This is a genomic window from Achromobacter marplatensis (assembly GCF_049060505.1).
GTDB lineage: Bacteria > Pseudomonadota > Gammaproteobacteria > Burkholderiales > Burkholderiaceae_B > Achromobacter > Achromobacter marplatensis_A.
Genome location: NZ_JBMGRB010000006.1, coordinates 275,860 through 302,246 on the forward strand (window position 1 = coordinate 275,860; position 26,387 = coordinate 302,246).

Here is a 26,387-nt window from a genome sequence, read left to right on the forward strand (position 1 = left end):
GAATGTAATTCCGAGTGGAATAGTTTTCCACCTAGGGTTATCATCCATTACCCCACTACTTGTTGAGATGACATGGCCGGAGTCCTCGAACGCGCGCTTGCCGTCATGGAGCACCTATCCTCCAGACCCGAAGGCGTGCCGCTAGCCTCGCTTGCGCAGCAGCTGGAGATCCCTCAAAGCGCCGCCCACCGCCTGCTGACCGACCTGTGCCGTTGCGGCTACGTCAGGCAGATCCGCGACCACGGCGACTACGCGTTGACGGCCCGCGTGGCGTCCATCGGCCTGAGCTATCTGGCCGCCACGGGAATCGTCGATATCGCCCAGCCCCTGGTCGACCGCCTGGCCGATATCTCGGGCGAGTTGGTGCGCCTGGCCATCGTCGACAACGAACGGCTGACCTGGGTCGCCAAGGCGCAGGGCGCGCGTCATGGTCTGCGCTATGACCCGGAAATGGGATCGGACGCCAGACTGTCGTGCAGCGCATCCGGGCACGCGTGGATGTTGACGATGTCGGACGAGCGCGCGCTGGATCTGGTGTCGCGCCAGGGCTTTGGTTCCCCCGCGGAATATGGGCCCAACGCACCCACTACGATTGCCGCCCTGACCAAGATGCTGCATGCGGGCCGCAAGCGCGGCTACGCGATGATCAATGAAGTGTTCGCGCCCGGCATGACGGCCATGGCGGCGCCCGTGCAGCGCAAGGGCGAAGACGCGATTGGCGTGCTCAGTATCGCGGGGCCGGCCATGCGCCTGACCGAAGCACGTATGTTGGAACTTGGGCCTCAGCTACTGGCCGCCACCGAAGAGCTGGCGCTGGCAAGCCTGGCATCGCCCATGTTCCGCAAGCGCTTTCCCATGCAGGGCCGCAATGCCGACGACGAAGCATCCCCACAATAAGCAGAGGAGACAATCATGAACGAGCACCAGCGATTCGAGCAGGGCCTGGCGGTGCGCACCGAGGTCCTGGGTGAAGCGCACGTCAGCCGCTCGCTGGCGTCATCGACGGAATTGAATCGCGAATTCCAGGACCTGATCACGCGATATGCCTGGGGCGAAATCTGGACGCGCCCGGGGCTGCCGCGCCACACGCGCAGCTTGCTTGTGATTGCGACCATGATCGCGTTGAACCGCGAGACCGAACTCAAGCTGCATCTGCGCGCCGCCGCCAACAACGGCGTCACGTTGGACGAGGTGAAGGAAGTGCTGCTGCAATCCGCTATCTACTGTGGCGTACCGGCGGCCAATTCCGCGTTCCACACCGCGGCGGAAATCTTCGCTGAAGAAATCGGGCATTGAACAACGGCTATCCGCCTGGATTGCTCAGAAGATCGATCAGGGCGCGCGCAGCGGCCGACTGGTGTCGGTGCGCCGCGTAGACGACAGAGAATGGACGCGACCGTCCCCGCAACTGCGGCAGTACCTCCACCAGCCTGCCGTGCTGGATGCGGTCGCGGACGATGAATTCATAGCTTTGGCAAATACCCACGCCCTGTTCGGCCAGCGACACCACGCCTAGCACGTCGTCCGAGATCTCGAAGCGAGAGCCTGGCACCCAATCCCTGTCGCACCCGCCGTCGCGGAATATCCACGGCGCGAGCCGGCCCGTGCTGGGCATCATGAAGGGAAGACAGACATGGTGATGCAGGTCTTCCACGGTCTGTGGCGCGTCCATTCGCTTGACGTACTGAGGCGAAGCGACCAACAGCAGCGGCGCATCTTCGAGCTTGCGGGCCACCAGGCCGCTGTCGGGAAGGTGGCCCAATCGGATGGCCAAGTCGAATCCTTCGGCAACCAGGTCAACGTTGCGGTTGGTGATGTTCAGTGCCACCTGGACCTGGGGATACAGCTGAGCAAAGCGCGCCAGTAGCGGCGGCAATCGGTAGTGCCCGTAGGTAGTGGGCACGCTCAGTCGCACGCGGCCGGCCAGTTCGCCCTCCTGGCCAAGCACTTCCCGCCCGGCGTCCTCGAACTGGGAAAAGGCCGAGCGGGCCTGTTCCAGGTAGCGCCGGCCCGCGTCGGTCAGGCCCAGGCGGCGCGTCGTCCGCTGCAGCAATTGCCGCCCCAGGCGCGTTTCCAACCGTGCAACGGCGCGGCTCAGCACCGAAGCGGTGGTCGATAGCGCCACGGCGCCGGCGGTGAACGATCCATGCTCGACCACCGCGACGAAGGCCTCTACATCCCCTAGGTAGTCGAATTTCCGGCCCATCTTGCTCTCAAAAGAACAAATATTGTTCTGAAAGCCTAGTTTATCTCTTCTGGCGGCCCTAATACAGTGACGGCATTGCAAGACGCGCGGCTGAACCAGCAAGCGCCCCCCTTCTAAACCTGAAATCCGCCAGGAACCACAAAATGAAATCGATGCACAAATTTGCGGCCGTGATGGCCCTGGGCCTTGCGGCCACCACCGCCCAGGCCGGCAACGTGCTGGTCGTGTTGTCCGATGCCAACCGCCTGGACCTGAAGGACGGAAAGGTCTTTGCGACCGGCTTCTATCTCAACGAGCTGATGCAGCCCGTCAAGCTGCTGCTTGATGCGGGTCACGAGATTACGTTCGCCACGCCGCTGGGATCGGCTCCGACGGTGGATGCGAGCTCCATCGATCCGATGTACTTCGGCAACGACCCCGCCCAGCTGAAGGTCCATCAGGCTCTGCTCGACCGACTTGCGCTGACCTCGCCGGAAAAGTCGCCGGTCGTGAGCCTGGCGCGCATCGAGCAGCAGGGCTATGGCCGCTTCGATGCGGTCTACATCCCCGGCGGTCATGCGCCGATGCAGGACCTGCTGAAAAGCCCGGCGCTGGGGCGCTTGCTCGCCGACTTCCACAGCCGCAACAAGACCACGGCATTGGTCTGCCATGGGCCGATCGCGTTGCTGTCGACGCTGCCGGACGCCCAGCACTTCGTGACCGCGCTGGAGTCCGGCCAGGCCGGCCGTGCGCCGCAATGGATATACAGCGGCTATCAGATGACCGTCATCAGCAACCAGGAAGAGGAACAGGCCAAGTCCCAGCTGGGTGGCGGCCAGATGAAGTTCTATCCGCAGACGGCATTGCAACAAGCCGGGGCGCAGTATCGCAGCAACGCCGCGCCGTGGACACCGAATGTCGTCGTCGACCGCGAGTTGATCACCGGCCAGAACCCGGCATCGGCGCTTGGCGTCGCGCAAGAGATTCTCAAGCGCCTGAAGTAGTCCAGGCCACGCCCGGCGTGTCACGGAACCTCGCCCCCCCTGCATGGTCACTCTAGTACAGCGCCGGCAGCGGGCCGGCGCCAAAACAGGAGCCATTGCATGACACGAATCCGACATATCCAGCTTGCCGCATTGTGCGCCAGCCTGTTGCTGGCGGGCGGCGCGGCATGGGCGGCCGATGCGCCCAAGGTGCCTGACTACGGTCCCAACCTTGAACGCTTCCAGTATCCGCACCCGGTCCATCGCCACACCGTCAACTCGCAGGGCCAGACGCTGTCGATGGCCTACATGGACGTAAAGCCCAAACAGGCCAATGGCCGGACCGTCGTGCTGATGCACGGCAAGAACTTCTGCGGCGCCACCTGGGACACCACGATCACGGCGCTGAGCCAGGCCGGCTATCGGGTCGTGGTGCCTGACCAGATCGGCTTTTGCAAATCCGACAAGCCGGCAAGCTATCAATTTTCGTTTCACCAGCTTGCGGCCAACACCCAGGCCCTGCTGACGCACCTGGGCGTGGAACGCGCCAGCGTGGTCGGACATTCGATGGGCGGCATGCTGGCGGCGCGTTATGCGCTGATGCACGGCGCAACCACCGATGCGCTGGTGCTCGTGAATCCCATCGGGCTGGAAGACTGGAAGCAGGAAGGCGTGCCCTACCGCAGCATCGACGCTTGGTACGCACGCGAACTCAAGGCCAACTTTGCCGGCATGAAGAAGTACCAGCAGGGCACGTATTACGCGGGGCAGTGGCGCGACGACTACGACAAATGGGTACTGATGGCCGCCGGCATGCTGCAGGGCGACGGCCGGGAACGCGTGGCCTGGAACCAGGCGCTTACCTACGACATGATTTACACGCAGCCTGTCGTGCATGAGTTCGGTCAGATCGCCGTGCCCACTACCCTATTGATCGGCGAACAGGACAACACCGCGCCCGGCAAGGACGCCGCGCCGCCCGAGGTCGCCAAGCGCCTGGGCAATTACGCCGAACTGGGCCCGAAGACGGCTCGCGCGATCCCGGGCGCAACGCTGGTGATGTGGCCCGAACTGGGACACTCGCCGCAGGTCCAGGATCCGCAGCGCTTCAATGCAGCGCTGCTCGATGCACTGAAACGGCCCGCGCCGACCAAGGACGCGCCGATTAAGGGCGCACCAGTTAAGGGCGCACCGGTCAAAGGCTAAGTGCGCGCCGGCGTGGGCTCGCGGCTAGTCGCGCAGCGCATGCTCTCGCCGCGCGGGAACACTTGGCAAAAGCGTATCTCCGTGACGATTCGCAGGGACTGAAAAATCGCTTCACGCCCGTTGAACCACGGTTGCCGCCTCGCGCAGGGCGTTCAGGAACGACGAGGCGGCAGCCGCCGCACGCGCATCGCGCCGGGTCATGATGCCAACCGGATGCAGCCGCGCCTGCAGTTCCAGCGGCAGGATGGCCAGCTGCCCGCTGGCGGCAAATGCGCGCGCCACGCGCAACGGAATGGCCGACAGCAGCGAGGTCCGCTGCAGTAACGAAACAATAGTCAGAATGGCGCTGGATTCGATGGCGACCTGCGGAAAACCCGCCCCCCGCGCCGACACGGCGGCTGCGACCATGCTGTAGAGCGCGGCATTGCGCGACGGCAACACCCAGCGGCAACGATCCAGGGCAGCGCCGCTCAGCCGCCTGCGCAAGGCCAATGGATGCGCCGGTCCGCAGACGACGGCGGTCGCTTCGTCGTACAGAATCTCGCATTGCAAGTCCGCGTCCGCGCCCTCCACTCCCAGTCTTCCCACGACGCAATCCAGTTCGCCCGCGCGCAAGGCCGGCAGCAACTGCTTTTCCAAGCCCTCGGACAATTCGATGCGCAGCGCCGGGTGCGTCGCTTGCAGGCGCTCAACCGCCAAAGGCACCAACAGATGCGCCACCACCGGGAAAATACCCGCCCGCACCTTGCCCGTCGCGCCATTGGCTGCGGCGGCCAGTTCGGCATGGGTGGCATCCAGTTCGTTCAGCAGCAACCGCGCGCGGTCGATCATCAACATGCCCAGCGCCGTTGGCGCGACGCCATGATGCGACCGCTCGAACAGCGCTTGGCCCGCCAGCGCCTCGGCTTCGCCCAACAGTTTGCTCAGCGCCGGTTGGCTGAGGTGCATCGCTTCGGCCGCGCGGTGCAGATTTCCCACGCGCCCCAGCTCGTCCAGCAACACCAGGTGGCGGATGCGCAAGCGCGACCGCAATTGATGCAACGTGGGAATTTCCGACATGGGCGGCACTTGGAAAGTGGTTATCGACTGATCATGAATTGCAATTATCCAGTTATCGCCAACATGCCCATACTAGGGTCATCCCGCTAGCCGGGCCATATCCAGAAGAAGGGGAATAGCCATGTATCGTCGTCTTGCCGCGCTGGCGCTGGCCTGCGCCCTGGCGCCTAGCGCCGCCCTCGCTGACATCCGCATCGGCATAATCGCCAGCAGCACCGGACCTGGCGCATCCATGGGTTCGCTGTACCGCAGCACCGTGCCGCTCCTGCCCAAGACGCTGGGCGGCAGGCCCGTGGAGTACATCGCGCTGGATGACGCGACCGACCCGTCCTCCGCGGTCAAGACAGCGCGCAAGCTGGTCTCCGAGAACAATGTGGACGCCATCATCGGGCCAAGCAACGTGCCGACCTCGATGGCGGTCACGGAAGTTGCTCGCGAAGCCCGCACGCCGCAGTTGTCACTGGCGCCCATCGTGATCGGTCCCGACCGCGCCGAGTGGATTTTCGTGGTGGCGCACGGCATCGACCTGATGGTGGATTCACTAACCGCCAACATGTCCAAGCGTGGCGTGAAGACGGTGGCGTACATCGGCTTTTCGGACGCCTGGGGCGACGCCGTATATCGCGCGCTGCAAACGTCGGCCGCCAAGCGCGGCATCAAGGTGCTTAGCAACGAGCGCTATGCGCGCACCGACAATTCGGTCACGGCCCAGGTGCTGAAGATCGTATCGCTTACGCCGGACGCCGTGCTGGTCGGCGGATCGGGCACGCCGGGCGCCCTGCCCCATTTGTCGCTACGCGAGCGCGGCTACCAGGGCGTCCAGTACAACACCCATGGCGTCATCAACAAAGACTTCCTGAAACTCGGCGGCAAGGGAGTGGAGGGCGTGATCGTGCCCAGCGGCCCGGTGCAGGTGGTGGAACAATTGCCCGCCGACAGCCCGATCAAGCCGGTGGCCAGCCGTTACGCCCAACAGTACGAAGCGGCTTACGGCGCCGAATCGCGTAACGCCTTCGCGCCGTATACCTACGACGCCTACCTGCTGCTGGACGCCGCCGTGGCCAAGATTCCCGCCGACACGCCGTCCGGCACGCCGGCCTTCCGTCAAGCCTTGCGCGATGCGCTGGAAAGCCTGCAAGGCACGGTCGGCACGCAGGGCATCTACATGATGTCGCCCACCAACCACAACGGCCTGGACGAGCGCGGCGTCGTACTGATGCAAGCCCGTTCTGGCGCCTGGCAGTTCCTGCCCTGAACCGTCCTTTTGCAGCAGGAGTCCGCATGACCGGTGTACACATTCCCTATGGCGTGTATTGGAGCACCCCGTTTTCGCGTTGGCAGGGCAGTTTGTCACGCCTGCATAGTCTGCGCTTCGCGGCCTGGACCGCGAGCCGCGAACTGGAACGCCGGGGCATTGCCCCCACGGCGCTGCAAAGCGCGGTGCTGGGCTGCTCGGTGCCGCAACAAGGGGCGTTTTACGGCCTGCCCTGGGTAGCCGGCATGCTGGGCGCACCTCATCTGGCGGGACCGGTGGTGTCGCAGGCTTGCGCCACATCCGTGCGTGGTCTGGCAACGGCCGCGGCCGACCTCATGCTTGGCAATGCCGAGACCTCGCTGGTCCTGATGGCTGACCGGGTTTCGAACGGCCCGCAGCTCTACTATCCCGACCCCGCCGGCCCCGGCGGTTCCGGCACGCACGAAAACTGGGTGCTGGACAACTTTTCGCATGACCCCTGGAGCGGCCTGTCCATGGTGCAAACGGGCGAGCGCGTGGCCGCGCGCCACGGCATATCCACCGATGAGCAAAATGCGGTCACGCTGCGCCGCTACGAGCAATACGCGCAGGCCTGCGCCGATGGACGCCGGTTCCAGCAGCGCTACATGACTCTGCCCTTCGAAGTCCCCGACGCGCGTTACGCCAAGATCGCGTCGGTGATGGAAGGCGACGAGGGCATCCACGCCACCACGGCGGACGGCCTGGCGCGCCTGGCCCCGGTGCTGGCCGACGGCACCATCACCTACGGCGGCCAGACGCATCCGGCGGACGGCAACGCGGGCATGATCCTGGCGACCGCGGAGCGCGCCCGCGAGTTGTCGCGCCGCCCCGAGATCAGCATCGAGATCCTGGCCTTCGGCCAGTCGCGCACCGAAAAGGGATACATGCCGCAGGCGCCCATCGAAGCCGCCAGCCGCGCGTTGGCGCGAGCCGGCCTGGCGGTCGCGGACTTGCATGCCGTGAAGACACACAATCCTTTCGTGGTGTCGGACATCGCATTGGCGCGCGCCATGGGGTTCGACGTCATGGCCATGAACAACAATGGCTGCTCGCTGGTGTGGGGCCACCCCCAAAGTCCGACCGGACTGCGGTCTGTCATCGAGCTCATCGAGGAGCTGGCCGATCGCGGCGGCGGCCTGGGCTTGTTCACCGGCTGCGCCGCCGGCGACAGCGCCATGTCGATCGTGCTACGGGTAGACGCTACCGGAGGCGCAGCATGAGCCCCGTCAGCCTGGAAAACGTACCGCGCATTCCCGCACTGCTGGCGCGCGCGGCCCAAGACTATCCGGAGCGTACCGCGCTTGTCTTCGGCGCGCGCCGTATCGACTACCGGCGCTATGCGGCGGAAATCCAGGCAACGGCCGGCCGCCTGCGCGAGGCCACTCGCTTGGGCGACCGGGTCGCGACGCTGCTGGGCAATTCCGACCTGGCGTGCGTCATGACGCTGGCGCTGCAATGCGCCGGCAACCAGCACGTCCCGCTCAATCCGCTGTATACGGCCCGCGAATTGGAGTTCATCCTGCGGGATGCGCAACCCGGGCTGCTGGTCGCCGACGGTCCGTCCGCCGCCGTGGCCGCCCCACTTGCGACGGCGTTGGGCATCCGGCTGGTCATGGAAGACGAGGCCCGCGCCTGGATGGAGCCTGCGCCGGACATGGCGGCCACGCCCCTGGACGACGTCGCGTCGCAAGCGCCGGCCTTGCTGCAATACACGGGCGGCACGACCGGGCAACCCAAGGGCGTGATCCTGGGGCGAGACGCCATCGCCACCAATGTGTTTCAACGGGAATTGGCCCTACCCACCCGGTACGGCGCCGACAGCGTGCTGTGCGCCATGCCGCTATTCCATTCCTATGGCATGGCAATGGGCCTGTTCCTGGCGGCCAGCGCCGCCGCGACGCTGGTGCTGCTGCCACGCTACCGTCCCGACGATGTTTGCGACGCCGTTGAGCGCGAGCGCATTACGTTGTTTCCCGGCAGCCCCACCATCTATACCGGCCTGCTGGCGCACGCGCGCTTCGCGCTTACCGACTGGTCCAGCGTGCGTGTCTGCTATTCCGGATCCGCGCCGCTAGCCGAAGAAGTGCATCGGCGCTGGGAGGCCGCGGTGGGCGCGCCGATATACGAGGGCTACGGCCAGACGGAAGCTGGCCCCATCCTTACCTACAACGGCCCGTCGGGAACGCGCCACGGCTCCGTGGGCACGCCGGTCGCATGCACCGAGGTGCAGGTGGTCGATCTGGAATCGGGCACCGTCGTGCTGCCGCCCGGCCAGCGCGGCGAAATCCGCGCGCGCGGCCCCCAGATCATGCAGGGTTACCTGGCCAGGCCGGATGCCACCGCCGAATCCCTGCGCGACGGCTGGCTATATACGGGCGATATCGGTGAATTCGCGGAGGACGGCTTTTTGTACATCCGCGACCGCAAGAAAGACCTGGTGATCTCAGGCGGCTACAACATCTATCCGCGCGAAGTCGACGAAGTGCTGTATTTGCACCCGGACGTAGCGGAAGCGGCGGCGGTGGGCTGGCCGGACAGCTACCGCGGCGAGGTCATCCGCGCCTTTGTGGTCCTGCGGCCGGGCGCGGCGGTCGACGAAGCCGGCCTGATCGCGCACTGCCAATCCAATCTGGCGCGCTACAAGGTGCCGACGGTCATCAGCATTCTTGACGCCCTGCCCTATACCAGCGCCAACAAGGTCGACAAGAAAGCGCTGCGCGCCGCCTAGGGGCCGGCTTTTCCGGGTTTGCCTATATCATGGCAAAAAATAGAGCCGCCCCGCGCGCCGTCAAGGAGACTCCCGCTTGTCCGCAGGCATGCACACGCCCAACCCGGAACCGTTCCCCACCTTTGAAACTTCCGATTTCTCAGGCGAGGGATCGTTCTATTTCGACCTTGTCCGCTTGCAGGACCGGGACGATATCCCGCGCGGCTTCCTGCACCGGCACAACTACTATCACTTGCTCTGGATGAGCGAGGCTCGTGGCACCCACATGCTGGACTTCGAGCAGCACGAGGTGCGTGACCACTCGGTGTTCTTCCTGTCACCCGGCCAGATCCACGCCTGGACTTCGTCCGTCAAGCCACGCGGCTACGTGCTGAACATCAGCACGGACTTCTTCGCGCACATGTTCCCGCGCGCGGACGACATCGCCAAATTTCCCTTCTTCCACCTGGCGGGCGGTTCGCCCGCCATTTATCTGTCGCGGGAACAGCACGACGGCATGCTGCCGCTGCTTAATGAAATCGAACGCGAAACGCGCGACCGCCAGACGGGGCGCTTCGACGTGGTGCGCTCTTACCTGCTGATCCTGCTGACGCAGCTGCGCCGCCTTTACCCGGCCGACGAGCGAGAGACCACTGCCGGCCCCAGCTATTCGCTGGCCAAGCGGTTCACCATGCTGATCGAAGAACACTATCTGGACTTCGACGCCATCCGCCAATACGCCGACGCGTTATGCGTCAGCGAACGCCAGCTGAACGAGGCGGTCAAGCGCAGTGTGGGCCGCACCGCCAGCCAACTGGTGCAAGAACGCGTCGCGCTGGAGGCCAAGCGCCTGCTTAGCAATACGGGCCTGAGCATCGCCGAAATCGCGTTCCAGCTGAACTTCGAAGACCCCTCGTACTTCGCCCGCTTCTTCAAGAAGCACACTGGCTGCACCGCCGGCGACTTCCGCAAGAAGTACGACCGCCCCATCGGCTGACGGCCGCCCGGGCGAACCTGCGGAAAAGTGCAATACAAGCTCTGATCTGTCCTAACGCGCCCGACGCCGGGCTGCGTAAAGTTCATCCAGACCCAACCCGCCGCCTTGCGGCCTGATTGAAACTGCGATGAACGACACTCCAACATTGATGACAGGCGGCCAGCACGTGGTACGGGCGCTGCTGGAACACGGCGTGGACACCGTATTCGGCGTTCCCGGCGAAAGCTATCTGGACGTGCTGGACGCGTTGTACACGGAACGCGAGCGGATCCGCCTGGTGTCCTGCCGCCACGAAGGCGCGGCCTCGTTCATGGCTGAAGCGCATGGCAAGCTGACCGGCCGACCGGGCATCTGCATGGTCACGCGCGGCCCCGGCGCCACCAACGCCAGCATCGGCGTGCAGACGGCGTTTCAGGATTCCACGCCGCTTATCGTGCTGGTGGGCCAGGTGGGCAACGACATGGTCGAGCGCGAGGCGTTCCAGGAAATCGATTACCGGCGCATGTTCGGCCAGTTCAGCAAATGGGTGGCGCAGATCGACAGCGCCGCGCGCGTCACCGAATACATGAACCGCGCCTTTTCGGTAGCGATGTCGGGCCGGCCCGGCCCAGTGGTATTGGCGCTGCCCGAGGACATGCTGACCGAACTTGCCGCGCCCCAGGGCTGCGGCACGATCCAGTTTCCGCAGGCGCACCCGGCGCCGGATGCACTGGCCGACATGCAGGCCCTTCTGGCCGGCGCGCGGCGGCCGCTGATGGTCGTGGGCGGTTCGGGCTGGACAGACGCCGGCCTGGACAGCCTGGCCCGTTACGCCAGCCGGAACGGCCTGCCCGTGACGTGCTCGTTCCGCCGCCAGGACCTCTACGACAACCACCATCCGCAATACGTCGGTGAAGTGGGTATAGGCGTCAATCCGGAACTGGCCGACGCCGTGCGCAACGCCGATGTGATCCTGGCGGTGGGCGCGCGCCTGGGTGAAATGGTGACGGGCGGCTATACGCTGCTGCAGGCTCCCGTGCCCAGGCAGACGCTGATCCATGTGCTGGCCAGCCCTGAAGAGCTGGGCCGGGTGTATCAGCCCGTCTTGAAGATACCGTCGGGCCTGAACGCCTTCGCGGACGCGGCCGCCAGACTGGAGCCAGTAGACGCGGCCCCGTGGCGCGGCTGGCTGGACGGGCTGCGGCAGAGCTACCTGCGCTACACGGAACCGCCCGCCAACGATCTGCGCATGGATCCCGCACGTGTCATCGTCGCCCTGCGCGATGGGCTGGATGCGCGCGCCATCCTGACCAACGGCGCGGGCAACTACAGCGCCTGGGCGCATCGCTACTACCGTTTCAGCCATCGCCGCACCCAGCTGGCGCCCACCAGCGGCGCCATGGGCTACGGCGTGCCCGCCGCCATCGCGGCCAAGCTGCGCCACCCCGAACGGCAGGTCGTCTGCCTGGCCGGCGACGGCTGCTTTCTGATGACCTCGCAGGAGCTGGCCACCGTCAAGCAACACCGCCTGGCCATCGTCTTCATCGTGTTCAACAACGGCATGTACGGCACGATCCGCATGCACCAGGAAGTGAGCTATCCGGGCCGAACCATCGGCACGGACCTCTGCAACCCCGACTTCGTCGCCTACGCGGAATCGTTCGGCGTGGCCGCTGAACGCGTGGACAGCCACGAGGGCTTCGCGCCCGCCTTGACGCGGGCGCTGGACAGCGGTTCCCCCTATCTGATCGAACTCAGTCTGGACCCCGAGGTGATCACACCCCGGGCCACCCTGACCCGCTTGCGCGAAAAGGCGCAGCTTGCCGCATCCTGACGTTCAGGATCGGATTGCCGCGCACCGGCCGCAAGCACGGCGTGCGGCGACCCCATAAAAAAAAAGCCATACCTGGAGAGAGACTATGAATACCCCCCTGCCCCCCTTGCGGCGGCTGGCCGTGGCCGCGATGCTGGCCGCCGCCACCCTCAGCACCGCATCGTCCGCCGCCGCCTCCGGCTACCCCGAGCGCCCCTTGCGCATCATCGTGCCCTTTGCCGCGGGCGGCGCCACCGACGTGATCGCCCGCACCGTGGCGCAATCCATGTCCACCCGCCTTGGCCAGCCGGTGGTGGTGGAAAACAAAGCCGGCGCCAACGGCAACATCGGCGCCGTCATGGCGGCGCGCGCCGAGCCCGACGGCTACACGCTGCTGATGGCCACGTCCAGCCATGCCATCAATTCCACGCTTTATCACAAGCTGGACTACAGCCTGACGGGCGACTTCGCGGGCCTGTCGAACCTGGCATCGGTGCCCTTGCTGCTGGTGGTGAACCCGTCGGTGCCGGCCAAGACGCCCGAAGCACTGGCCGCATACGCCAAAGCCAACGGCAACCGCGTGAACTACGCCTCGGGCGGCACCGGCACGGCATCGCACCTGGCGGGCGCCCAGTTCAATTCGCTGGCCGGCGCGCAGATGACGCACGTGCCCTACAAAGGGGGTTCGCAAGCGCTTAATGACCTGATGGGCGGCCAGGTCCAGATCATGTTCGCGAACCTGCCCGAAGTGCTGTCGCAGGTGCAGGCCGGCCGGCTGACGCCCATCGCCGTCACGGGCCAGCAGCGCCATGCCGCGCTGCCCAACGTGCCGGCGTTTTCCGAAACGTCCTACCCGGCCATGAACGCCCGGTCCTGGTTCGGCCTGTTCGTGCCCGCGGCCACGCCGGCGCCCGTGGTGGAAAAGCTGTCGCAGGCCATCACCCAGGGCGTGGCCGACCCCGCCGTGCAAGACAAGCTGAAAGGGCTGGGCGCCGACCCCGTCGGCGACGGCCATGCCGCCTTCCAGCAATACGTGAACCAGGAAGTCGAACGCTGGAGCGTGCTGGTAAAGCAGTCCGGCGCCACGGCCGACTGACGATCGATTCCCCTTCGCAACCCCAATCGCAACACCCCATCAAGGAAACACCATGCTTTACGACGTAAGGACTTACACCTGCCGCGCCGGCACCATCAAGAAGCACCTGGCGCTTTATGCAGAGCACGGCTATGAGGTGCAAAGCCGCCACCTGGGCAAACCCCTGGCCTACATGCAGACCGAGACGGGCGACGTCAACAGCTACATGCACATCTGGGTCTATGACAGCGCCGCCGACCGCGAAGCCAAGCGCCAAGCGCTGCAGAAGGACCCCGCCTGGGCGGGCTACCTGGCCAAGAGCGCCGACGCCGGCTATCTGATCCGCCAGGAAAACCGGCTGATGACGCCCACGGCGTTCTTCCAGCCCTGAGGCACGTCCAACGCCCAATTGCGCTTTATCTGACAGTGCAGGAAGCGCGGCAGTAGGTTTCGATGCTGTGCAAGTCGACCTCGAATCCCAAACCCGGTGCTTCGGGCAACGATAGAAAGCCGTTATTGATCCATCCATCATAGGTACAGGTGGATCGAAGGGGGTTGTGATTAACGTCCAACTCCAAAAACCCTTCCCCTCCCGTTGCGGCAAGCACGTGGGCAGATGCCATCGCGGCGATGTGGGTTCCGAAGGAATGGGGGCAGAAGTGCCTATCCAAAGCGATTGCGTGAAGCCCGACGGTATGGACTCCGCTGACTCCGCCCCATTTCGCAACGTCAGGTTGGATGACGTCGAGCCAAGACATGGCCTCGACGAATTCGCCGGAAGCGGCGAGGTTCTCGCCAGCAGCAATCGGAAGCCGCGTCATGGACTTGAGCGCCCGCCATTCGGAGGCGGGGCACTCCGGGCCCAACGGCTCCTCGATCCAAGCGAAATCACCCTCCTCCAACTGCGCCAAAGCCTGCTTGGCGGCGGCCAGGTCCCAGCCACAATTGGCATCCAGCATGATTGATTCTGCTGGATCCAGCCCGCGTTGTTGCCGGAGCAACAGGGGGATGGTCCTGGCGTCGTCGAAACCGGCTTTGAACTTGAACGCCCGGAATCCCTGCTCCCGCAACCTATCGAGACGAGCGGGCGATGTATCCGGCGCAAGCCCGCTTGCGTAGCACCGCATACGGGCTCGCGTACCACCCAGGACACGATAAAGGGGCAAGCCCAATCGCCTTGCCTGAAGATCCCAAAGGGCCGTATCGATGCCGCCAAGAATCTGGGCGGCCGGTCCCGGCTCTCCCGCCAGGCGAACGACTGGCAGGAGCAGTCGGCGCAGTTGGGCGACAGCCGGCTGTACCTCCTGAAACGTCGTCCCCACCAGCGCAGGAGCGACAAACTCTCGAAGAAGGTTCAGCCGGTGCAGCGCGCCCGACGCAGGCATGCCTGCCCATACTTCGCCCCAACCGCAGGAGCCGGAGTGACCGCAGCAAGTTGCTCGATACGAGTCTCGAGGTGGTCTACATGGAGGACGCTGTGACTGCCGCCTCCCAGGCCTTTCTTGCTTACTTGAAAGGACAGGGAGTGGCACTCAAGCGAAGTGCGTAACGCCGTGGCCAGGATGGCAGCTACCGGCCAGACACGTCGGTTGCCATTGAGGCCGCCGATTGCATGCAGGACTTGAACCGATCGCCCCTGGCGAGGGCGTTCAGGCGCTCAGGAAGCGAGTGACTTCGGCCCAATCGTTCGTCGACAGGGCGACGTCCTCGAAGTCGCCAGCTTCCTCGTCGTAGCGCGAAACACAGAAGCGCTGGCTCCTGCCGGATGCGCGGTCGGCATAGTTGGCGTAGTCGACATACACTTTCAAAGTGCCCTCCTTGTTCTCGAATGAAGGCGCTGCATCGATGTAGCTCGACGCGTCGAAATACCCTTCGGGTAGGGTGGGCAGGGTCGTGATGTCAAAGTCGGGAAATTCACGACGGAGTCGTTCAAGGTTCATAAAAGACGCATTTGGAGGCCGAAGGCCTGATATTTTACGTTGTTCAGTGTCGTCAGTCGCCACAATGGCCCCCAAATAGAGTTTGAATCAGCGCTGCGCGAATTTTCGCCATGCCATGCGAAGAGCCTCGCACGTTGCGCATGCGTATCCCGGGATCACTATTGCCTCCTGCGCGGGCTTTGTTTCTGACTATGCGCCCCCATCGCCTGCCGCATGAACGCCAGCGTCGCGTCGTCCGCCCAGGTGCCGGCGGTTAATTCAGGCTCGGTCATCAGTGCCTGCCGGAACTTGGCGTGCGTGGCCGGGTTCTTGCCCGCATACGAACTGAACAGTTCCAGCCACCGCCGCGCCAGCGCCCGGCCGGTTTCCGAGTCGGGCGCCACGCCCGCGTCAATGGCGTTCCGCACCTCTGCGATTAACGACGGCCATTCCGAGATCCGGTCGCCGTAATGCTCACGCATGAACCGGGCTTCGTCTGGCGTCAGATATTTTTCGTAGATAAGCAGTTTGCTTTCCGAGAAGGCGCGCAGTACATAGTCGCGCATGGCTTTGGAAACGCCGACGTGCGTCTGCATGCCGGGTTCCTGCTCGTGCATGTGATTCAGCTTCACCAATAAGCGCGGATCGCCGTTGGTATCGCGCAGCAGCAGTTCCATCCAGCGCTGGGCAAGTTGGCGCGGCTTAACGTCCTCGGGTGCCACGCCCTGCCCCATCTGCTGCCCCACTTCCCGAACCAACGCAAGCCAATCCGGGTCGCCGTCCGGCCCACGGGTGTACAGGGGCAAACGCGCCAGTTCTTCTGGCGAAAAGTATTTATCGTACATAGTCATCATTTCCAGAGTTTTTAGCCAATCGGCCAGCTCAGGCTCCGTGCCGTCCGCCAGCTGCTCGTGCAGCTGCGCCAAGCGTTCGCGCAGGCGCGCGGCCTGCTGCATCTGACGGTCCAACAGGGCAATCTGCCGGGCGATCACGTCCGCCAAGGGAGCGCCGGGCTGGTCCAGGTAAGCGCCGATTTCCGCCAACGCCAATCCGAAGCGACGCAATGCCTGGATCTGATGCAGACGGGCAATCTCGTCGCGGCCGTACAGGCGATAGCCGTTGTCGGCGCGCGCTGAAGGCGTCAACAAACCAATCGCGTGATAGTGGTGAAGCGTGCGCACGGTCAGCCCGCTACGCTTTGCCAGTTCTCCTACGGTCAGCCGCATGTTTCCTCCTTCGAATGCGCAGGCCAAACTCTGGGGCATCACGTTACGTGAGGGTCAAGCAGTGCTGCAAGTTCTGTGGGCGGCCAGGGTTCAATGCGATGTGAGGCGCCGGAGCATGCCGGAAGCGACACACGTGGGTTGACCGCGCCGCGCCGGCACTTCTGCATCGAGCGCAGTTGCAAGCCGCCATCCCGCCGCCCGGTTATGCGTGCTGAGCCGTTTCGGTGTTTTTGTCCTGCTCTGGGCGAATCTTGAACCAGATCGAATACATCGCCGGCAGAAAGACGAGTGTCATGATCGTGCCGCCCAGCGTCCCTCCGATCAAGGTATAGGCCAACGTTCCCCAGAACACCGAATGCGTAAGCGGGATGAAGGCCAGAATGGCCGCCAGGGCGGTGAGCAGCACGGGGCGCGAGCGCTGGACCGTAGCTTCCACCACCGCGTGAAAGGGGTCCAACCCCTCGTGCTCATTGTGGTGAATCTGCCCAATCAGAATCAGCGTGTTCCGCATCAAGATGCCCGACAGCGCGATCAGGCCCACCAGTGCGTTGATGCCAAACGGCTGCTGGAAAATCAGCAAGGTCGGCACCACACCGATCAGCCCAAGCGGCGCAGTGAGGAACACCATGACCATGGCCGACATCGAACGGACCTGCAGAATGATGATCAGCAGCGTCAGGGCGATCATGATCGGGAACAGCGGCAGCATCGCCGTGCTGGCTTTGCCCGATTCCTCGATCGAACCCGCCTGTTCAATCCGGTAACCATCAGGAAGCCTTTCGATGACCGGCTGCAAGTCTTTGGATATCGCTGCAGATACGTCAGGCGGCTGCAGGCCTTCGGCAATATCGCCTCGCACCGTAATGGTGGGGGTGCGGTCCCGACGACGCAGAATGGGATCTTCCATGCGAACATCGGCGTTGCCCACCTGTGACAGCGGGATGCGCTGGCCAGCGGAACCCACGAGGGTAAAGCCTTCAATCTTGGCGGGATCGAGTCGGATATCGCCCGCTGCGCGCCCCACCACCTGGACGGACCGAATATCCTCGCGGACGGCAGTGATCGGCACGCCGGTGAGCAGGAATTGCAACTGCTGGGCAACGGCCGAGGACGTCAGCCCAACCGCCTGCAAACGATCCTGATCCAGCGAGAAATGCAGTGTCGGCACCAGCGGCCCCCAGTCAGTATTGACCGTGCGCATCATGGGACTGGCTTGCATCACCTGCTGCACCTGACCGGCGATATCGCGCAACCTGGACGGATCGGGTCCCATCACTCGGTAGGCCACAGGGAACGGCGAATACGGGCCGAACACGAGCTGCGAGACCCTGACGCGGGCTTCCGGCGCAAGTCCGTCAGCCGCGGCTTCACGCAGGCGTAGCTTGAGCGTTTCGCGCGCCTCCTGGCTGTCGGTAAGCACGACGATCTTTGCGAACGAGGGGTCGGGCAGCTCAGGCGCCATGGCCAGATAGAAGCGCGGCGCGCCCTGGCCAACATACGCCGTGACGATCAGCGCTTCTTCCTGCTTTTGCAGCCAGGCTTCGATCTTCGCCGTGGTGGCGCTGGTTTGCTCAATGGAGGTGCCATAGGGCATCTGCACCTCGACCAGCACCTCCGGACGATCAGAATTCGGAAAGAACTGCTTCTTGACCACGCCCATGCCAGCGATCGCCACCGCAAATGCCGCGATGACCGTTCCAGCCACCAGCCACTTGCGGGCGATGACACGGGCCAGCACCTTGCGAAAGCGGTTGTAGCGAGGCGTGTCGTAAATGGCCGCGTGCCCTCCCTCGACTTTTTTGATATTCGGCAGCATCTTCACCCCAAGGTAAGGGGTAAAGACCACGGCGACGACCCACGAGGCGATCAGGGCAATGCCCACGATCCAGAACATGTTGCTGGTGTACTCACCCGCCGTCGACTGGGCAAAGCCGTTGGGCATGAAGCCGACTGCGGTGACCAGGGTGCCAGAGAGCATGGGCGCCGCGGTGTGGCTCCAGGCATAGGCCGAGGCGCTGATCCGCTCATAGCCTTCCTCCATTTTCACGACCATCATTTCGATGGCAATGATGGCGTCGTCCACCAACAGGCCAAGCGCCAGAATCAGAGAACCCAGTGTGATTCGGTCGAAGTTCTTGCCGGTGGCCGCCATGATCACGAAGACCACCGCCAACGTCAGCGGCACGGCCGCCGCGACCACCACGCCCACTCGCCATCCCATGCTGACAAAGCACACCACCATCACCACCAGCAGGGCGACGAAGAATTTGACCATGAATTCGTCGACCGCCGAGCTAATGTTGACAGACTGGTCGGTGACCTTGGTCAGGGTCATACCCAGTGGCATGTCTTCATTGATTTTGACCGCCTCGGCATCAAGCGCCTTGCCCAGATCCAGGCCATTCCAGCCTTCGCGCATGATGACGCCCAGCAGCAGGGCTTCTTCGCCGTTATTGCGCACCAGGAACGACGCCGGGTCTTCATACCCGCGCTGGATGGTTGCTACATCCGAAAGCTTGAACGAGCGCCCCCCCGCTACGATGGGCGTATTGCGGATCTTTTCCAGTTTGTCGAAGGCCCCGTCAAGGCGCAGGAAAACCTGCGGCCCTTCGGTCTCGATCGAGCCGGCCGGGGTAAGGACGTTCTGACTGTTCAGTGCAGAAAAAATGTCCTGTGGCGATACGCCTAGCGTGGCAAGACGGTCATGCGAAAACGAAACGAAAATACGTTCGGCCTGCTCGCCAATGATGTTGACTTTTTTGACACCAGGCACGTGCAGAAGACGTTGACGCAGCGTTTCGGCGTCTCGCACCAACAACCGCTGCGGCTCGCCCCGGGCTTTCAGCGCGAAGAGCGCAAAGGTCACGTCCGAGAACTCATCGTTGACCATCGGTCCGATAACACCGGCCGGCAACTTGCCCGATTCGTCGCTGAGCTTCTTGCGGGCCTGATAGAACTCCTCCTGGACTTCGGAGGGCGGCGTCTTGTCGGCAAGAGACACCATGGTGAAGGCCAAGCCTGGACGGGTGTAGGTTTCCGTTCGGTCGTACCACTTCAACTCCTGCATGCGCTTTTCAAGCGGCTCGGCCACCTGATCCTGCATTTCCTGGGCAGTAGCGCCCGGCCAGGCGGTGATGATCGTCATCTGCTTAACCGTGAACGGCGGATCCTCCGCACGACCCAACTGGAAAAACGCCAGGGTTCCGGCAACCGCAATCAGAAAAATGAGGAATACCGTAACCGAGCGCTCACGAACGGCAAGCGCCGAAAGATTGAAACGCCCCTCGCTCATGGACGGCTCCCGGCTACGCTGGCGACGCTCTGAGAAGCCAGCCGGACCTGCTCGCCCTCATGCAGCAAATGGGCGCCCAGCGCGACAATCTGCTCGCCGGGCTTCAGTTCACCGGACACGCGCGCGGCATCATCGCCCAGGCTCAGGACCTCGACGGATCGCCACGTCACTTTTGCCGGGTTGCCCGCAATCGCCCACACACCCGGCCCCTTGCCGGCGTTATAGATGGCCGCGATCGGCACTTGAAGCACTGGCTTGTTGGTGGGCCCTTCGGGAATATGAAGCGTAACCGTCGCGCCCAGTGGGGCATTAGACAGCGCACCTTCCAGTACGTAGCGCGCCTCGAACGTCCGAGTAAGACGGTCCGCCGAGTCAGACAGCAGCCTCAGCGTTGCGGATACCGCACCGGTGTTGCGGCCATATAGCGTCGCTAGCGCCGTGGATCCAGGAGCCGGGCGCAGCGTCTCTGGCAGGTTCACGATTGCCTCTCGCTGGCCAGCGCGCGCCAATCGAACCACTGGCTGCCCCGGACTGACGACCTGCCCGGGCTCGGCCAATGTCTCCATCACCACACCATCGGCGTCGGCCAGCAGCACGGCGTAGCCCGAGGCATTGCGGGCCACATCGGCCTGTGCGACCGAAGCGCTTAACTGCGCCCTGGCCGAGTCGGCGGCTGCCTTGATCTGGTCATACGCGGATGCCGACACGGCGCCGGCAGCGACCAGGTCACGATAACGCGCCTCATCATCGGCGGTTTGCTTGGCCCGCGCCCGCGCGGCCGTCACTGCCTCTTGCTGTGCGCGTGCCTGAAGACCAAGGTCAATGGGATCCAGGCGCATCAGCGGCTCACCGCGCTTGACGGTCTGTCCGGTATCGACCAGCCGCTCAAGGACCTTGCCCGATACGCGGAAGCCCAAGTCGCTCTGCACACGGGCCGCGACAGTGCCGGTGAACGAACGGGAAGTATTGGAAGCATGTTGGACCACTGCCGATCTTACGAGTGGCGCGTAAGTGCGCGGATCGTCGGCCCTCGAGGGCTCGCCACACGCCGTCAAGACGAAAGGCAGCAAGCAAACGGCAATGGTGGCAGGTCGTAGCCGAAGCATGGGTTCCCTTACTTAGATGGATAGAACAGGAACCGCATTCTGCGACTAGTGACTACTAAAGTCAACGGTCACTACAAATCTAGGGCGACAGGCTCCTCAGGATGAGCGCTGATAGTTGCACTGCCGACTCCGTCGCCATGTCGAGGTTGTACTGAAGCTGTACAGGATTGATGTAAGGCCGCATGACCAGATAGATGGCGTTGGACGCTTCGTCCAGCGGCGTCTTACGCTCGAATTCGCCCGATTCGCGTCCCTCCAGAAGGATGTTCTGGATCACCTGGCGCAAATGTGCCTCCAGCGCACGCACGGCAGGCCATTGATCGCGTGCGGCAACGGCGGCAATGTCATAGAGCTTGCGATCATGGAAGAAAAGGTCGCTGCCGGTCTCGGCCAGCGCACGGAAAAGGCGACGCAATCGCTCTGACGCGGAGGGCGAATCAGCGATTACCGAGTCCACGACCTGCATGATGATCGCAAGACGGTTCGAGCAAATCACCTCGCCGATGGCCTGCTTGGAGTCGAAGAATTTATAGATGTAAGCCTTGGAGAAACCGATCGCCTTGGCCAGATCCGACACAGTCGTCTTCTCGTAGCCGTAGTGGCTGAAGTGCTCGGTCGCCGCGTCGACGATCTGGTCGCGCACGTTGTGCTCGGAAGGCCCACGCGAGGGGGCTGTAGTACTGTTTTCAGTCATTTACTTAGCTTAGCCTGAAGAACTTTGATTGACAACGAGTGACTATATTGTAATATCGTCACCTCTCCGTGCTCATTCAAGGATCCCCCATGCTTTCCCCTCGCTCTCTCGCCCTGGTGATGAGCGCCTGCCTGGTGACGGGTTGTGCGGTGGGGCCGGACTATCACCGGCCGGATGCTCCGCTTTCAGAGCACTACATGGGCAAGCAGGCCGTCGAACAACGGACGGCGGCTACCCCTGCCAGCCTTGCGATCTGGTGGGAGGGCTTTGGAGACCCGGTACTGAGTCACTTCGTCACAAGGGCGCTTGAGCAGAACCTGGATCTTGCCCAGGCTTTGGCCAGGGTGACTCAGGCGCGCGCCGGACTGGGCGCCGCGACAGCCGCATTATTGCCTACCGGCAACATCAATGGCCAGGCAGGACGTGCGTATCAGTCTATTGAAACGCCGCTCGGCCAGGTGCTGAACTCGACCCCGGATTTCGACCGGTACGGCAACTCGTATGAGACCAACCTGGGTGCAAGCTGGGAACTGGATGTGTTTGGAGGGTTGCGCCGCGAACGCCAGGCCGCGCTCGCCGAATACCAGGCATCAGAGGCAGGTGCTGCGGCCACACGGCTGGCCGTCGCCGCGCAGACCGCCGACATTTACATCACCATCCGCGGATTGCAGGCGCGCCTGGACATTGCAAACCAACAGGTAAAGACGCAACGGGGGTTGCTGGAGAAGGTTCAGTTGCTACACAGCAAGGGCCTTGCCGCCGAATACCAGGTTCGGCAGACTGAAGGCTCGCTTGCCCAGGTGCAGGCAACGGTTCCCGTGCTTCAGACCGGCCTGGATGCCGCGATGAATGCGCTGGACGTCATGCTGGGCACCCCGCCTGGCACCCATCGCACGGAACTGGCAGCCATCGGAACTATCCCGAAGGCCCCGCAGATCGCCTCCGCAGGTACGCCTGCGGACCTGTTACGCCGTCGACCCGATCTCATCGTGGCAGAACGTCGCCTTGCCGCATCCAACGCGCGCATTGGCGTGGCGATCGCCGAGTACTACCCGAAATTCTCGCTGAATGCCTTGCTGGGCAGCGCCACTTCCATTTCCGGCGGTAACCTGTTCACAAGCGGCGCCAGCCAGTCGGCCGCGATTCTGGGCCTGCGGTGGCGGCTTTTCGACTTCGGCCGCATCAATGCGCAGATCGATCAGGCCAAGGGACAGGAAGCCGAAGCGCTCGCGGCCTACCGCCAGTCCGTGCTTCGCGCCACCGAAGACGTCGAGAACGCGTTCTCGGCCCTGGTCAACCGGGAGGCGCAAGCCACGACGCTTACCGGTGGCGAGGACTCGTTGACGCGTGCGCGTCAGTCGTCATTCATCGCCTACGAGAAAGGCACGGCCAGCCTGATCGACGTCCTGCATGCGGACGAAACCCTGCTGCAAGCCTCGGACGCAAGGGCGCAAGCGCAGACCGAGTCGGCTCGGGCCGCCATTTCGGTGTTCAAGGCGCTGGGCGGCGGCTGGCTGCCCCCTCGGTTTGAGTCCGTGGCGGTTCGATGACCTGGCGCTTGCGCGCATTGGGGGGCCAAGGAGAAATTCGGACATAATTATTGAATTGGCGACCCGGCCATAGCACTCAGCCGCACCGCCTTGGCATACTCCGCGCCGAATTTTCCATGAACCTTGCCCGCATCGACCTTGTCACACTTGCCCTGTTTGTTTCCGTTGCGCGCCAGGGCAGCATCTCGGCCGGCGCACGCCAGTCGCACCTGGCGGTTGGGGCGGCCAGCAAACGAATTTCGGACCTGGAGGCGGCCCTGGGCACCGCGCTGCTGTACCGCAACGCGGCCGGGGTGGAATTGACCGACGCCGGCCAAGCCTGCCTGGTGCACGCGCTTCGCGTGTTGCAGGAAGTGGAGCAGATGACGGGCGCGCTATCTGATTTCGCCCAGGGCGTGCGCGGGCAAGTACGCATTGCCGCCAATACCTCGTCGCTGACGCAGTTTCTGCCCGAAGACCTGGCCGCCTTCATGGATGGCCATCCGGCCGTGCGGATCGACCTGGAAGAGCAGAACAGCAGCGACATCGTGACCGCCGTGCTAGAGAACCGCGCCGATATTGGCGTATTCGCCGACCGCACGCCGGCCGACGGCTTGTCGACATTTCCCTATCGGCTGGATGAACTGGTGCTGATCGTGCCGCAGCGCCATCCGTTGGCCGCCGAGGCACAGGTGGCGTTTGCGGACACGTTGGCCTACGACTACGTGGGCCTGCCGCCGGCCACGTCGCTGGCGACCCGCCTGTCCGACGAAAGCGGCCGTCTGGGCCGGGCGATGCGTTTGCGCATCCAGGTGCGCAGCTTTGACGCCATCTGCCGCATGGTGGCAGCGACCCGTGGCGTGGGCATCCTGCCGCGCATCGCCGCCGAACCGCATGCGCGGTCGATGCCGATCAAACTCATCCCCCTGACCGATGAATGGGCGCGCCGCTGGCTGCTGCTGGGCGTGCGCGATGCCGACACGCTGACCGTCGGCGCCCGCCTGCTGCTGGCGCATCTGCGCGGCGATCACTGAGGCGATTGCCGCTGCGGGTTTGCCCGGGGTTTCTCGTTCCAGGAATACCCCTTTCCCCGATTGTCCATTCCGTGCGCCCTCGCTTCGCGGGCACACTGCCGCCTATCAATATCGAGTGTCGCCAAGGAGGCGTAATGGCTGGGCAGATTCTTGCTGGCATCCGCGTGCTGGAGCTGGGTCAACTGATAGCAGGGCCGTTCGCCGCCAAGACCCTGGCGGATTTTGGCGCGCAGGTCATCAAGATCGAACCGCCCGGACAGGGTGATCCGCTGCGCAAATGGCGTTTGCTGCACGAAGGCACGTCCGTGTGGTGGGAAGCGCAGTCGCGCAATAAACAGTCGGTGTGCGTGGACCTGCGCCAGCAGGAAGGCCAGGACATCGTGCGCTTGTTGGCGCAGCAGGCCGACGTGCTGATCGAGAATTTCCGCCCCGGCACCCTGGAAAAATGGGGTTTGTCGTGGGAAACCCTGCATGAACTGAACCCGCGCCTGATCATGCTGCGCATCTCGGGCTACGGCCAGACCGGCCCCAAGGCGCGCGAACCGGGCTTTGCCGCCATCGGCGAGGCCATGGCCGGGCTGCGCTATCTGAACGGCGAACCGGGCCGCGCGCCGGTGCGGGCCGGCTTGTCGCTGGGTGACACCATCGCGGGTCTGCATGGCGCGCTGGGCGTAATGATGGCGCTGTACCAGCGCGATGCCCGTGGCGGCGTGGGCCAGGTGATCGACGCGGCGCTGTACGAAAGCCTGTTCAACCTAAGCGAAAGCCTGTTGCCGGAATACTCCGTTTTCGGCGCCGTGCGCGAGCCGGCCGGGGCCGCGCTGCCTGGCATCGCGCCGTCCAATGCCTATCCCTGCCAGGACGGCTACGTGCTCATCGCCGGCAATGGCGACGCCATCTACACCCGCCTGATGGCCCGCATTGGCCGCGACGACCTGGGCCAGGACCCGGCCTTGGCGCACAACGATGGCCGCGCCCGACGCGTTGCCGAGATCGACGCCGCCATCGGCGCATGGACGCAGACCCGGCTTATCGACGACGTATTGGCCGCGATGCGCGAAGCCGACGTGCCGGCGGGCCGCATCTATTCGGTAGCGGATATCGCCGCCGACCCGCACTACCGGGCCCGTAACGCCATCACCACCGTGGCATCCGCCGCCGGCGTGCAAGTGGAAATGCCGTCCGTCTTTCCGTATCTCTCGGCCAATCCCGGCGCGGTGCGCGAACGCGCGCCCACGCTGGGCGAACACACCGATACCGTGCTGGCGCAGGCGGGATTGTCGAACGAACAACGCGCCGCGCTGCGCGTCAAGGGAGTGATTGCATGAACGCCGGCCCCGCCAAGATCGAGATCAACGAAGTCGGCCCCCGCGACGGCCTGCAGATTGAAAAAGCCCTGGTCGCCACCGACGACAAGGTCGCCTTCGTGGACGCCTTGTCCGACTGCGGCTTTGCGCGCATCGAAGTCACCAGTTTCACGTCGCCCAAGGCTATCCCCGCGCTGGCCGACGCCACGGAAGTGATGCGCCGCATCCGCCGCCGTCCGGGCGTGATCTACACCGCGTTGGTGCCCAACATCCGCGGGCTTGAACGCGCGTTGGAAGCCGGCACCGACGAAATGAACCTGGTCATGTCGTGCAGCGAGACGCATAACCGCGCCAACCTGCGCATGACGCGCGAGCAGTCGTATGCGGAACTGTCGCAGGTGCTGGCCGCCGCCGGCCGCAGCGGCACGCCGTGCAACGTGTCACTGTCCACCGCCTTCGGCTGTCCGTTTGACGGCGACGTGGCCGTGAACCAGGTGCTGGATCTGGCCGCGCGGCTGGCGGACGCGGGCGCCACCGGCATCACGCTGTGCGACACCACCGGCATGGCGTTCCCGACGCAAGTAGCCGCCTTGTGTGAACAGGCGTCCGCGCGTCTGCCCGGCGTGGCGCTGACCGTGCACCTGCACAATACGCGCGGCATGGCGCTGGCCAACGCGATGGCCGCCTGGCAAACCGGCATCACCCGCTTCGACGCGGCGGCCGGCGGCCTGGGCGGATGCCCGTATGCGCCCGGCGCCAGCGGCAACGTCAACACCGAAGAACTGGTCCACATGTTCGCCTGCATGGGCGTGGACACCGGCGTGTCGCTTGCGCCTTTGCTGGCCATCGTGCGCGGCTTGCCCGCGCTGGTGCAGCGCGACCTGAGCAACGCCTTGCTGCAAGCGGGGCCTCGCCTGGCAACGCACGCGGCCCCAGCCTGGCTGGCCGAGAGATTTCCGCAGTCGTAGCGATGTAGCGCCCTACCGAGGTCGCGCAGCCG

General features: G+C 64.3%; 23 protein-coding genes. 15 read left to right on the top strand and 8 right to left on the bottom strand.

Going from position 1 to position 26,387, the window contains the following annotated elements; genetic code table 11:
- The first annotated feature begins 72 nt into the window (after positions 1 to 72).
- Complete coding sequence (locus tag ACI0FO_RS17345) at positions 73 to 897, top strand: IclR family transcriptional regulator (RefSeq protein WP_416028546.1); 825 nt, start codon at positions 73 to 75, stop codon at positions 895 to 897.
- Positions 898 to 912: 15 nt separating this feature from the next.
- Positions 913 to 1,296 (top strand): 4-carboxymuconolactone decarboxylase, encoded by a 384-nt coding sequence (gene pcaC, locus ACI0FO_RS17350; RefSeq protein ID WP_313459768.1) that lies wholly within the window; start codon positions 913 to 915, stop codon positions 1,294 to 1,296.
- Positions 1,297 to 1,303: 7 nt separating this feature from the next.
- Here pcaC and ACI0FO_RS17355 read toward each other — a convergent pair whose 3' ends face one another.
- Positions 1,304 to 2,206, bottom strand: a complete 903-nt coding sequence (locus ACI0FO_RS17355) for a LysR family transcriptional regulator (protein WP_416028548.1) — start codon at positions 2,204 to 2,206, stop codon at positions 1,304 to 1,306.
- Between the two features lie 143 nt (positions 2,207 to 2,349).
- Between ACI0FO_RS17355 and ACI0FO_RS17360 the strand changes: the two genes are divergently transcribed.
- Complete coding sequence (locus ACI0FO_RS17360; RefSeq protein WP_416028549.1) at positions 2,350 to 3,189, top strand: type 1 glutamine amidotransferase domain-containing protein; 840 nt, start codon at positions 2,350 to 2,352, stop codon at positions 3,187 to 3,189.
- 99 nt (positions 3,190 to 3,288) lie between these two features.
- Entirely contained in the window at positions 3,289 to 4,374 is a 1,086-nt protein-coding gene (locus tag ACI0FO_RS17365) for an alpha/beta fold hydrolase (protein ID WP_416028550.1), read from the top strand.
- 111 nt (positions 4,375 to 4,485) lie between these two features.
- Here the strand turns inward: ACI0FO_RS17365 and ACI0FO_RS17370 are convergent, their stop codons facing one another.
- Positions 4,486 to 5,433, bottom strand: a complete 948-nt coding sequence (locus ACI0FO_RS17370) for a LysR substrate-binding domain-containing protein (protein ID WP_416028552.1) — start codon at positions 5,431 to 5,433, stop codon at positions 4,486 to 4,488.
- Positions 5,434 to 5,554: 121 nt separating this feature from the next.
- On the opposite strand from ACI0FO_RS17370, the gene ACI0FO_RS17375 reads away from it, so the two are divergent.
- From ACI0FO_RS17375 to ACI0FO_RS17405, 7 genes are all read left to right on the top strand, one after another.
- Positions 5,555 to 6,688: an ABC transporter substrate-binding protein gene (locus tag ACI0FO_RS17375; protein ID WP_416028554.1), complete on the top strand. Its 1,134-nt coding sequence runs from the start codon at positions 5,555 to 5,557 to the stop codon at positions 6,686 to 6,688.
- 26 nt (positions 6,689 to 6,714) lie between these two features.
- Complete coding sequence (locus ACI0FO_RS17380) at positions 6,715 to 7,929, top strand: thiolase family protein (protein ID WP_416028555.1); 1,215 nt, start codon at positions 6,715 to 6,717, stop codon at positions 7,927 to 7,929.
- Entirely contained in the window at positions 7,926 to 9,437 is a 1,512-nt protein-coding gene (locus ACI0FO_RS17385; protein WP_416028556.1) for an AMP-binding protein, read from the top strand. The genes ACI0FO_RS17380 and ACI0FO_RS17385 overlap by 4 nt, the downstream gene beginning before the upstream one ends.
- A 76-nt stretch (positions 9,438 to 9,513) precedes the next feature.
- Entirely contained in the window at positions 9,514 to 10,413 is a 900-nt protein-coding gene (locus ACI0FO_RS17390) for a helix-turn-helix domain-containing protein (protein ID WP_416028558.1), read from the top strand.
- A 127-nt stretch (positions 10,414 to 10,540) separates the two neighbouring features.
- The gene (locus ACI0FO_RS17395) at positions 10,541 to 12,226 is read left to right on the top strand and encodes a thiamine pyrophosphate-binding protein (protein ID WP_416028560.1); all 1,686 of its coding nucleotides are present in this window, start codon (positions 10,541 to 10,543) and stop codon (positions 12,224 to 12,226) included.
- Between the two features lie 85 nt (positions 12,227 to 12,311).
- The gene (locus tag ACI0FO_RS17400; protein WP_416028561.1) at positions 12,312 to 13,301 is read left to right on the top strand and encodes a Bug family tripartite tricarboxylate transporter substrate binding protein; all 990 of its coding nucleotides are present in this window, start codon (positions 12,312 to 12,314) and stop codon (positions 13,299 to 13,301) included.
- Positions 13,302 to 13,353: 52 nt separating this feature from the next.
- The gene (locus ACI0FO_RS17405; RefSeq protein ID WP_332009528.1) at positions 13,354 to 13,671 is read left to right on the top strand and encodes an NIPSNAP family protein; all 318 of its coding nucleotides are present in this window, start codon (positions 13,354 to 13,356) and stop codon (positions 13,669 to 13,671) included.
- A 25-nt stretch (positions 13,672 to 13,696) separates the two neighbouring features.
- On the opposite strand, the gene ACI0FO_RS17410 is transcribed toward ACI0FO_RS17405, so the two are convergent.
- The 6 genes from ACI0FO_RS17410 to ACI0FO_RS17435 all read right to left on the bottom strand — a co-directional run bounded on the left by ACI0FO_RS17410 (position 13,697) and on the right by ACI0FO_RS17435 (position 21,517).
- Entirely contained in the window at positions 13,697 to 14,812 is a 1,116-nt protein-coding gene (locus tag ACI0FO_RS17410; protein ID WP_416028563.1) for a mandelate racemase/muconate lactonizing enzyme family protein, read from the bottom strand.
- Between the two features lie 117 nt (positions 14,813 to 14,929).
- Positions 14,930 to 15,220, bottom strand: a complete 291-nt coding sequence (locus ACI0FO_RS17415; protein ID WP_416028565.1) for a hypothetical protein — start codon at positions 15,218 to 15,220, stop codon at positions 14,930 to 14,932.
- Positions 15,221 to 15,378: 158 nt separating this feature from the next.
- Positions 15,379 to 16,425: a MerR family transcriptional regulator gene (locus ACI0FO_RS17420; RefSeq protein ID WP_416028567.1), complete on the bottom strand. Its 1,047-nt coding sequence runs from the start codon at positions 16,423 to 16,425 to the stop codon at positions 15,379 to 15,381.
- A 202-nt stretch (positions 16,426 to 16,627) separates the two neighbouring features.
- Positions 16,628 to 19,717, bottom strand: coding sequence for an efflux RND transporter permease subunit (locus ACI0FO_RS17425; RefSeq protein ID WP_416028569.1), 3,090 nt, complete (start codon positions 19,715 to 19,717; stop codon positions 16,628 to 16,630).
- The gene (locus ACI0FO_RS17430) at positions 19,714 to 20,823 is read right to left on the bottom strand and encodes an efflux RND transporter periplasmic adaptor subunit (RefSeq protein WP_416028571.1); all 1,110 of its coding nucleotides are present in this window, start codon (positions 20,821 to 20,823) and stop codon (positions 19,714 to 19,716) included. The genes ACI0FO_RS17425 and ACI0FO_RS17430 overlap by 4 nt, the downstream gene beginning before the upstream one ends.
- A gap of 79 nt (positions 20,824 to 20,902) precedes the next feature.
- Positions 20,903 to 21,517, bottom strand: a complete 615-nt coding sequence (locus ACI0FO_RS17435; protein WP_416028573.1) for a TetR/AcrR family transcriptional regulator — start codon at positions 21,515 to 21,517, stop codon at positions 20,903 to 20,905.
- 89 nt (positions 21,518 to 21,606) lie between these two features.
- On the opposite strand from ACI0FO_RS17435, the gene ACI0FO_RS17440 reads away from it, so the two are divergent.
- From ACI0FO_RS17440 to ACI0FO_RS17455, 4 genes are all read left to right on the top strand, one after another.
- The gene (locus tag ACI0FO_RS17440; RefSeq protein WP_416028575.1) at positions 21,607 to 23,067 is read left to right on the top strand and encodes an efflux transporter outer membrane subunit; all 1,461 of its coding nucleotides are present in this window, start codon (positions 21,607 to 21,609) and stop codon (positions 23,065 to 23,067) included.
- A gap of 116 nt (positions 23,068 to 23,183) precedes the next feature.
- On the top strand, positions 23,184 to 24,080 hold the full coding sequence (locus ACI0FO_RS17445; RefSeq protein ID WP_105556094.1) for a LysR substrate-binding domain-containing protein: 897 nt from the start codon (positions 23,184 to 23,186) through the stop codon (positions 24,078 to 24,080).
- 134 nt (positions 24,081 to 24,214) lie between these two features.
- On the top strand, positions 24,215 to 25,408 hold the full coding sequence (locus ACI0FO_RS17450) for a CaiB/BaiF CoA transferase family protein (RefSeq protein ID WP_416028577.1): 1,194 nt from the start codon (positions 24,215 to 24,217) through the stop codon (positions 25,406 to 25,408).
- The gene (locus tag ACI0FO_RS17455) at positions 25,405 to 26,355 is read left to right on the top strand and encodes a hydroxymethylglutaryl-CoA lyase (protein ID WP_416028578.1); all 951 of its coding nucleotides are present in this window, start codon (positions 25,405 to 25,407) and stop codon (positions 26,353 to 26,355) included. The genes ACI0FO_RS17450 and ACI0FO_RS17455 overlap by 4 nt, the downstream gene beginning before the upstream one ends.
- The last annotated feature ends 32 nt before the right edge of the window (positions 26,356 to 26,387 follow it).

What these genes read in the sequence shown, in the direction of transcription:
- ACI0FO_RS17380 (WP_416028555.1), top strand. Translation starts at nt 6,715, where the DNA reads ATGACCGGTGTACACATTCCCTATGGCGTGTATTGGAGCACCCCGTTT.
- ACI0FO_RS17370 (WP_416028552.1), bottom strand. Translation starts at nt 5,433, where the DNA reads ATGTCGGAAATTCCCACGTTGCATCAATTGCGGTCGCGCTTGCGCATC.
- ACI0FO_RS17355 (WP_416028548.1), bottom strand. Translation starts at nt 2,206, where the DNA reads ATGGGCCGGAAATTCGACTACCTAGGGGATGTAGAGGCCTTCGTCGCG.
- ACI0FO_RS17405 (WP_332009528.1), top strand. Translation starts at nt 13,354, where the DNA reads ATGCTTTACGACGTAAGGACTTACACCTGCCGCGCCGGCACCATCAAG.
- ACI0FO_RS17445 (WP_105556094.1), top strand. Translation starts at nt 23,184, where the DNA reads ATGAACCTTGCCCGCATCGACCTTGTCACACTTGCCCTGTTTGTTTCC.
- ACI0FO_RS17385 (WP_416028556.1), top strand. Translation starts at nt 7,926, where the DNA reads ATGAGCCCCGTCAGCCTGGAAAACGTACCGCGCATTCCCGCACTGCTG.
- pcaC (WP_313459768.1), top strand. Translation starts at nt 913, where the DNA reads ATGAACGAGCACCAGCGATTCGAGCAGGGCCTGGCGGTGCGCACCGAG.
- ACI0FO_RS17425 (WP_416028569.1), bottom strand. Translation starts at nt 19,717, where the DNA reads ATGAGCGAGGGGCGTTTCAATCTTTCGGCGCTTGCCGTTCGTGAGCGC.
- ACI0FO_RS17420 (WP_416028567.1), bottom strand. Translation starts at nt 16,425, where the DNA reads ATGCGGCTGACCGTAGGAGAACTGGCAAAGCGTAGCGGGCTGACCGTG.
- ACI0FO_RS17435 (WP_416028573.1), bottom strand. Translation starts at nt 21,517, where the DNA reads ATGACTGAAAACAGTACTACAGCCCCCTCGCGTGGGCCTTCCGAGCAC.
- ACI0FO_RS17440 (WP_416028575.1), top strand. Translation starts at nt 21,607, where the DNA reads ATGCTTTCCCCTCGCTCTCTCGCCCTGGTGATGAGCGCCTGCCTGGTG.
- ACI0FO_RS17400 (WP_416028561.1), top strand. Translation starts at nt 12,312, where the DNA reads ATGAATACCCCCCTGCCCCCCTTGCGGCGGCTGGCCGTGGCCGCGATG.
- ACI0FO_RS17450 (WP_416028577.1), top strand. Translation starts at nt 24,215, where the DNA reads ATGGCTGGGCAGATTCTTGCTGGCATCCGCGTGCTGGAGCTGGGTCAA.
- ACI0FO_RS17395 (WP_416028560.1), top strand. Translation starts at nt 10,541, where the DNA reads ATGAACGACACTCCAACATTGATGACAGGCGGCCAGCACGTGGTACGG.
- ACI0FO_RS17455 (WP_416028578.1), top strand. Translation starts at nt 25,405, where the DNA reads ATGAACGCCGGCCCCGCCAAGATCGAGATCAACGAAGTCGGCCCCCGC.
- ACI0FO_RS17345 (WP_416028546.1), top strand. Translation starts at nt 73, where the DNA reads ATGGCCGGAGTCCTCGAACGCGCGCTTGCCGTCATGGAGCACCTATCC.
- ACI0FO_RS17415 (WP_416028565.1), bottom strand. Translation starts at nt 15,220, where the DNA reads ATGAACCTTGAACGACTCCGTCGTGAATTTCCCGACTTTGACATCACG.
- ACI0FO_RS17360 (WP_416028549.1), top strand. Translation starts at nt 2,350, where the DNA reads ATGAAATCGATGCACAAATTTGCGGCCGTGATGGCCCTGGGCCTTGCG.
- ACI0FO_RS17430 (WP_416028571.1), bottom strand. Translation starts at nt 20,823, where the DNA reads ATGCTTCGGCTACGACCTGCCACCATTGCCGTTTGCTTGCTGCCTTTC.
- ACI0FO_RS17375 (WP_416028554.1), top strand. Translation starts at nt 5,555, where the DNA reads ATGTATCGTCGTCTTGCCGCGCTGGCGCTGGCCTGCGCCCTGGCGCCT.
- ACI0FO_RS17365 (WP_416028550.1), top strand. Translation starts at nt 3,289, where the DNA reads ATGACACGAATCCGACATATCCAGCTTGCCGCATTGTGCGCCAGCCTG.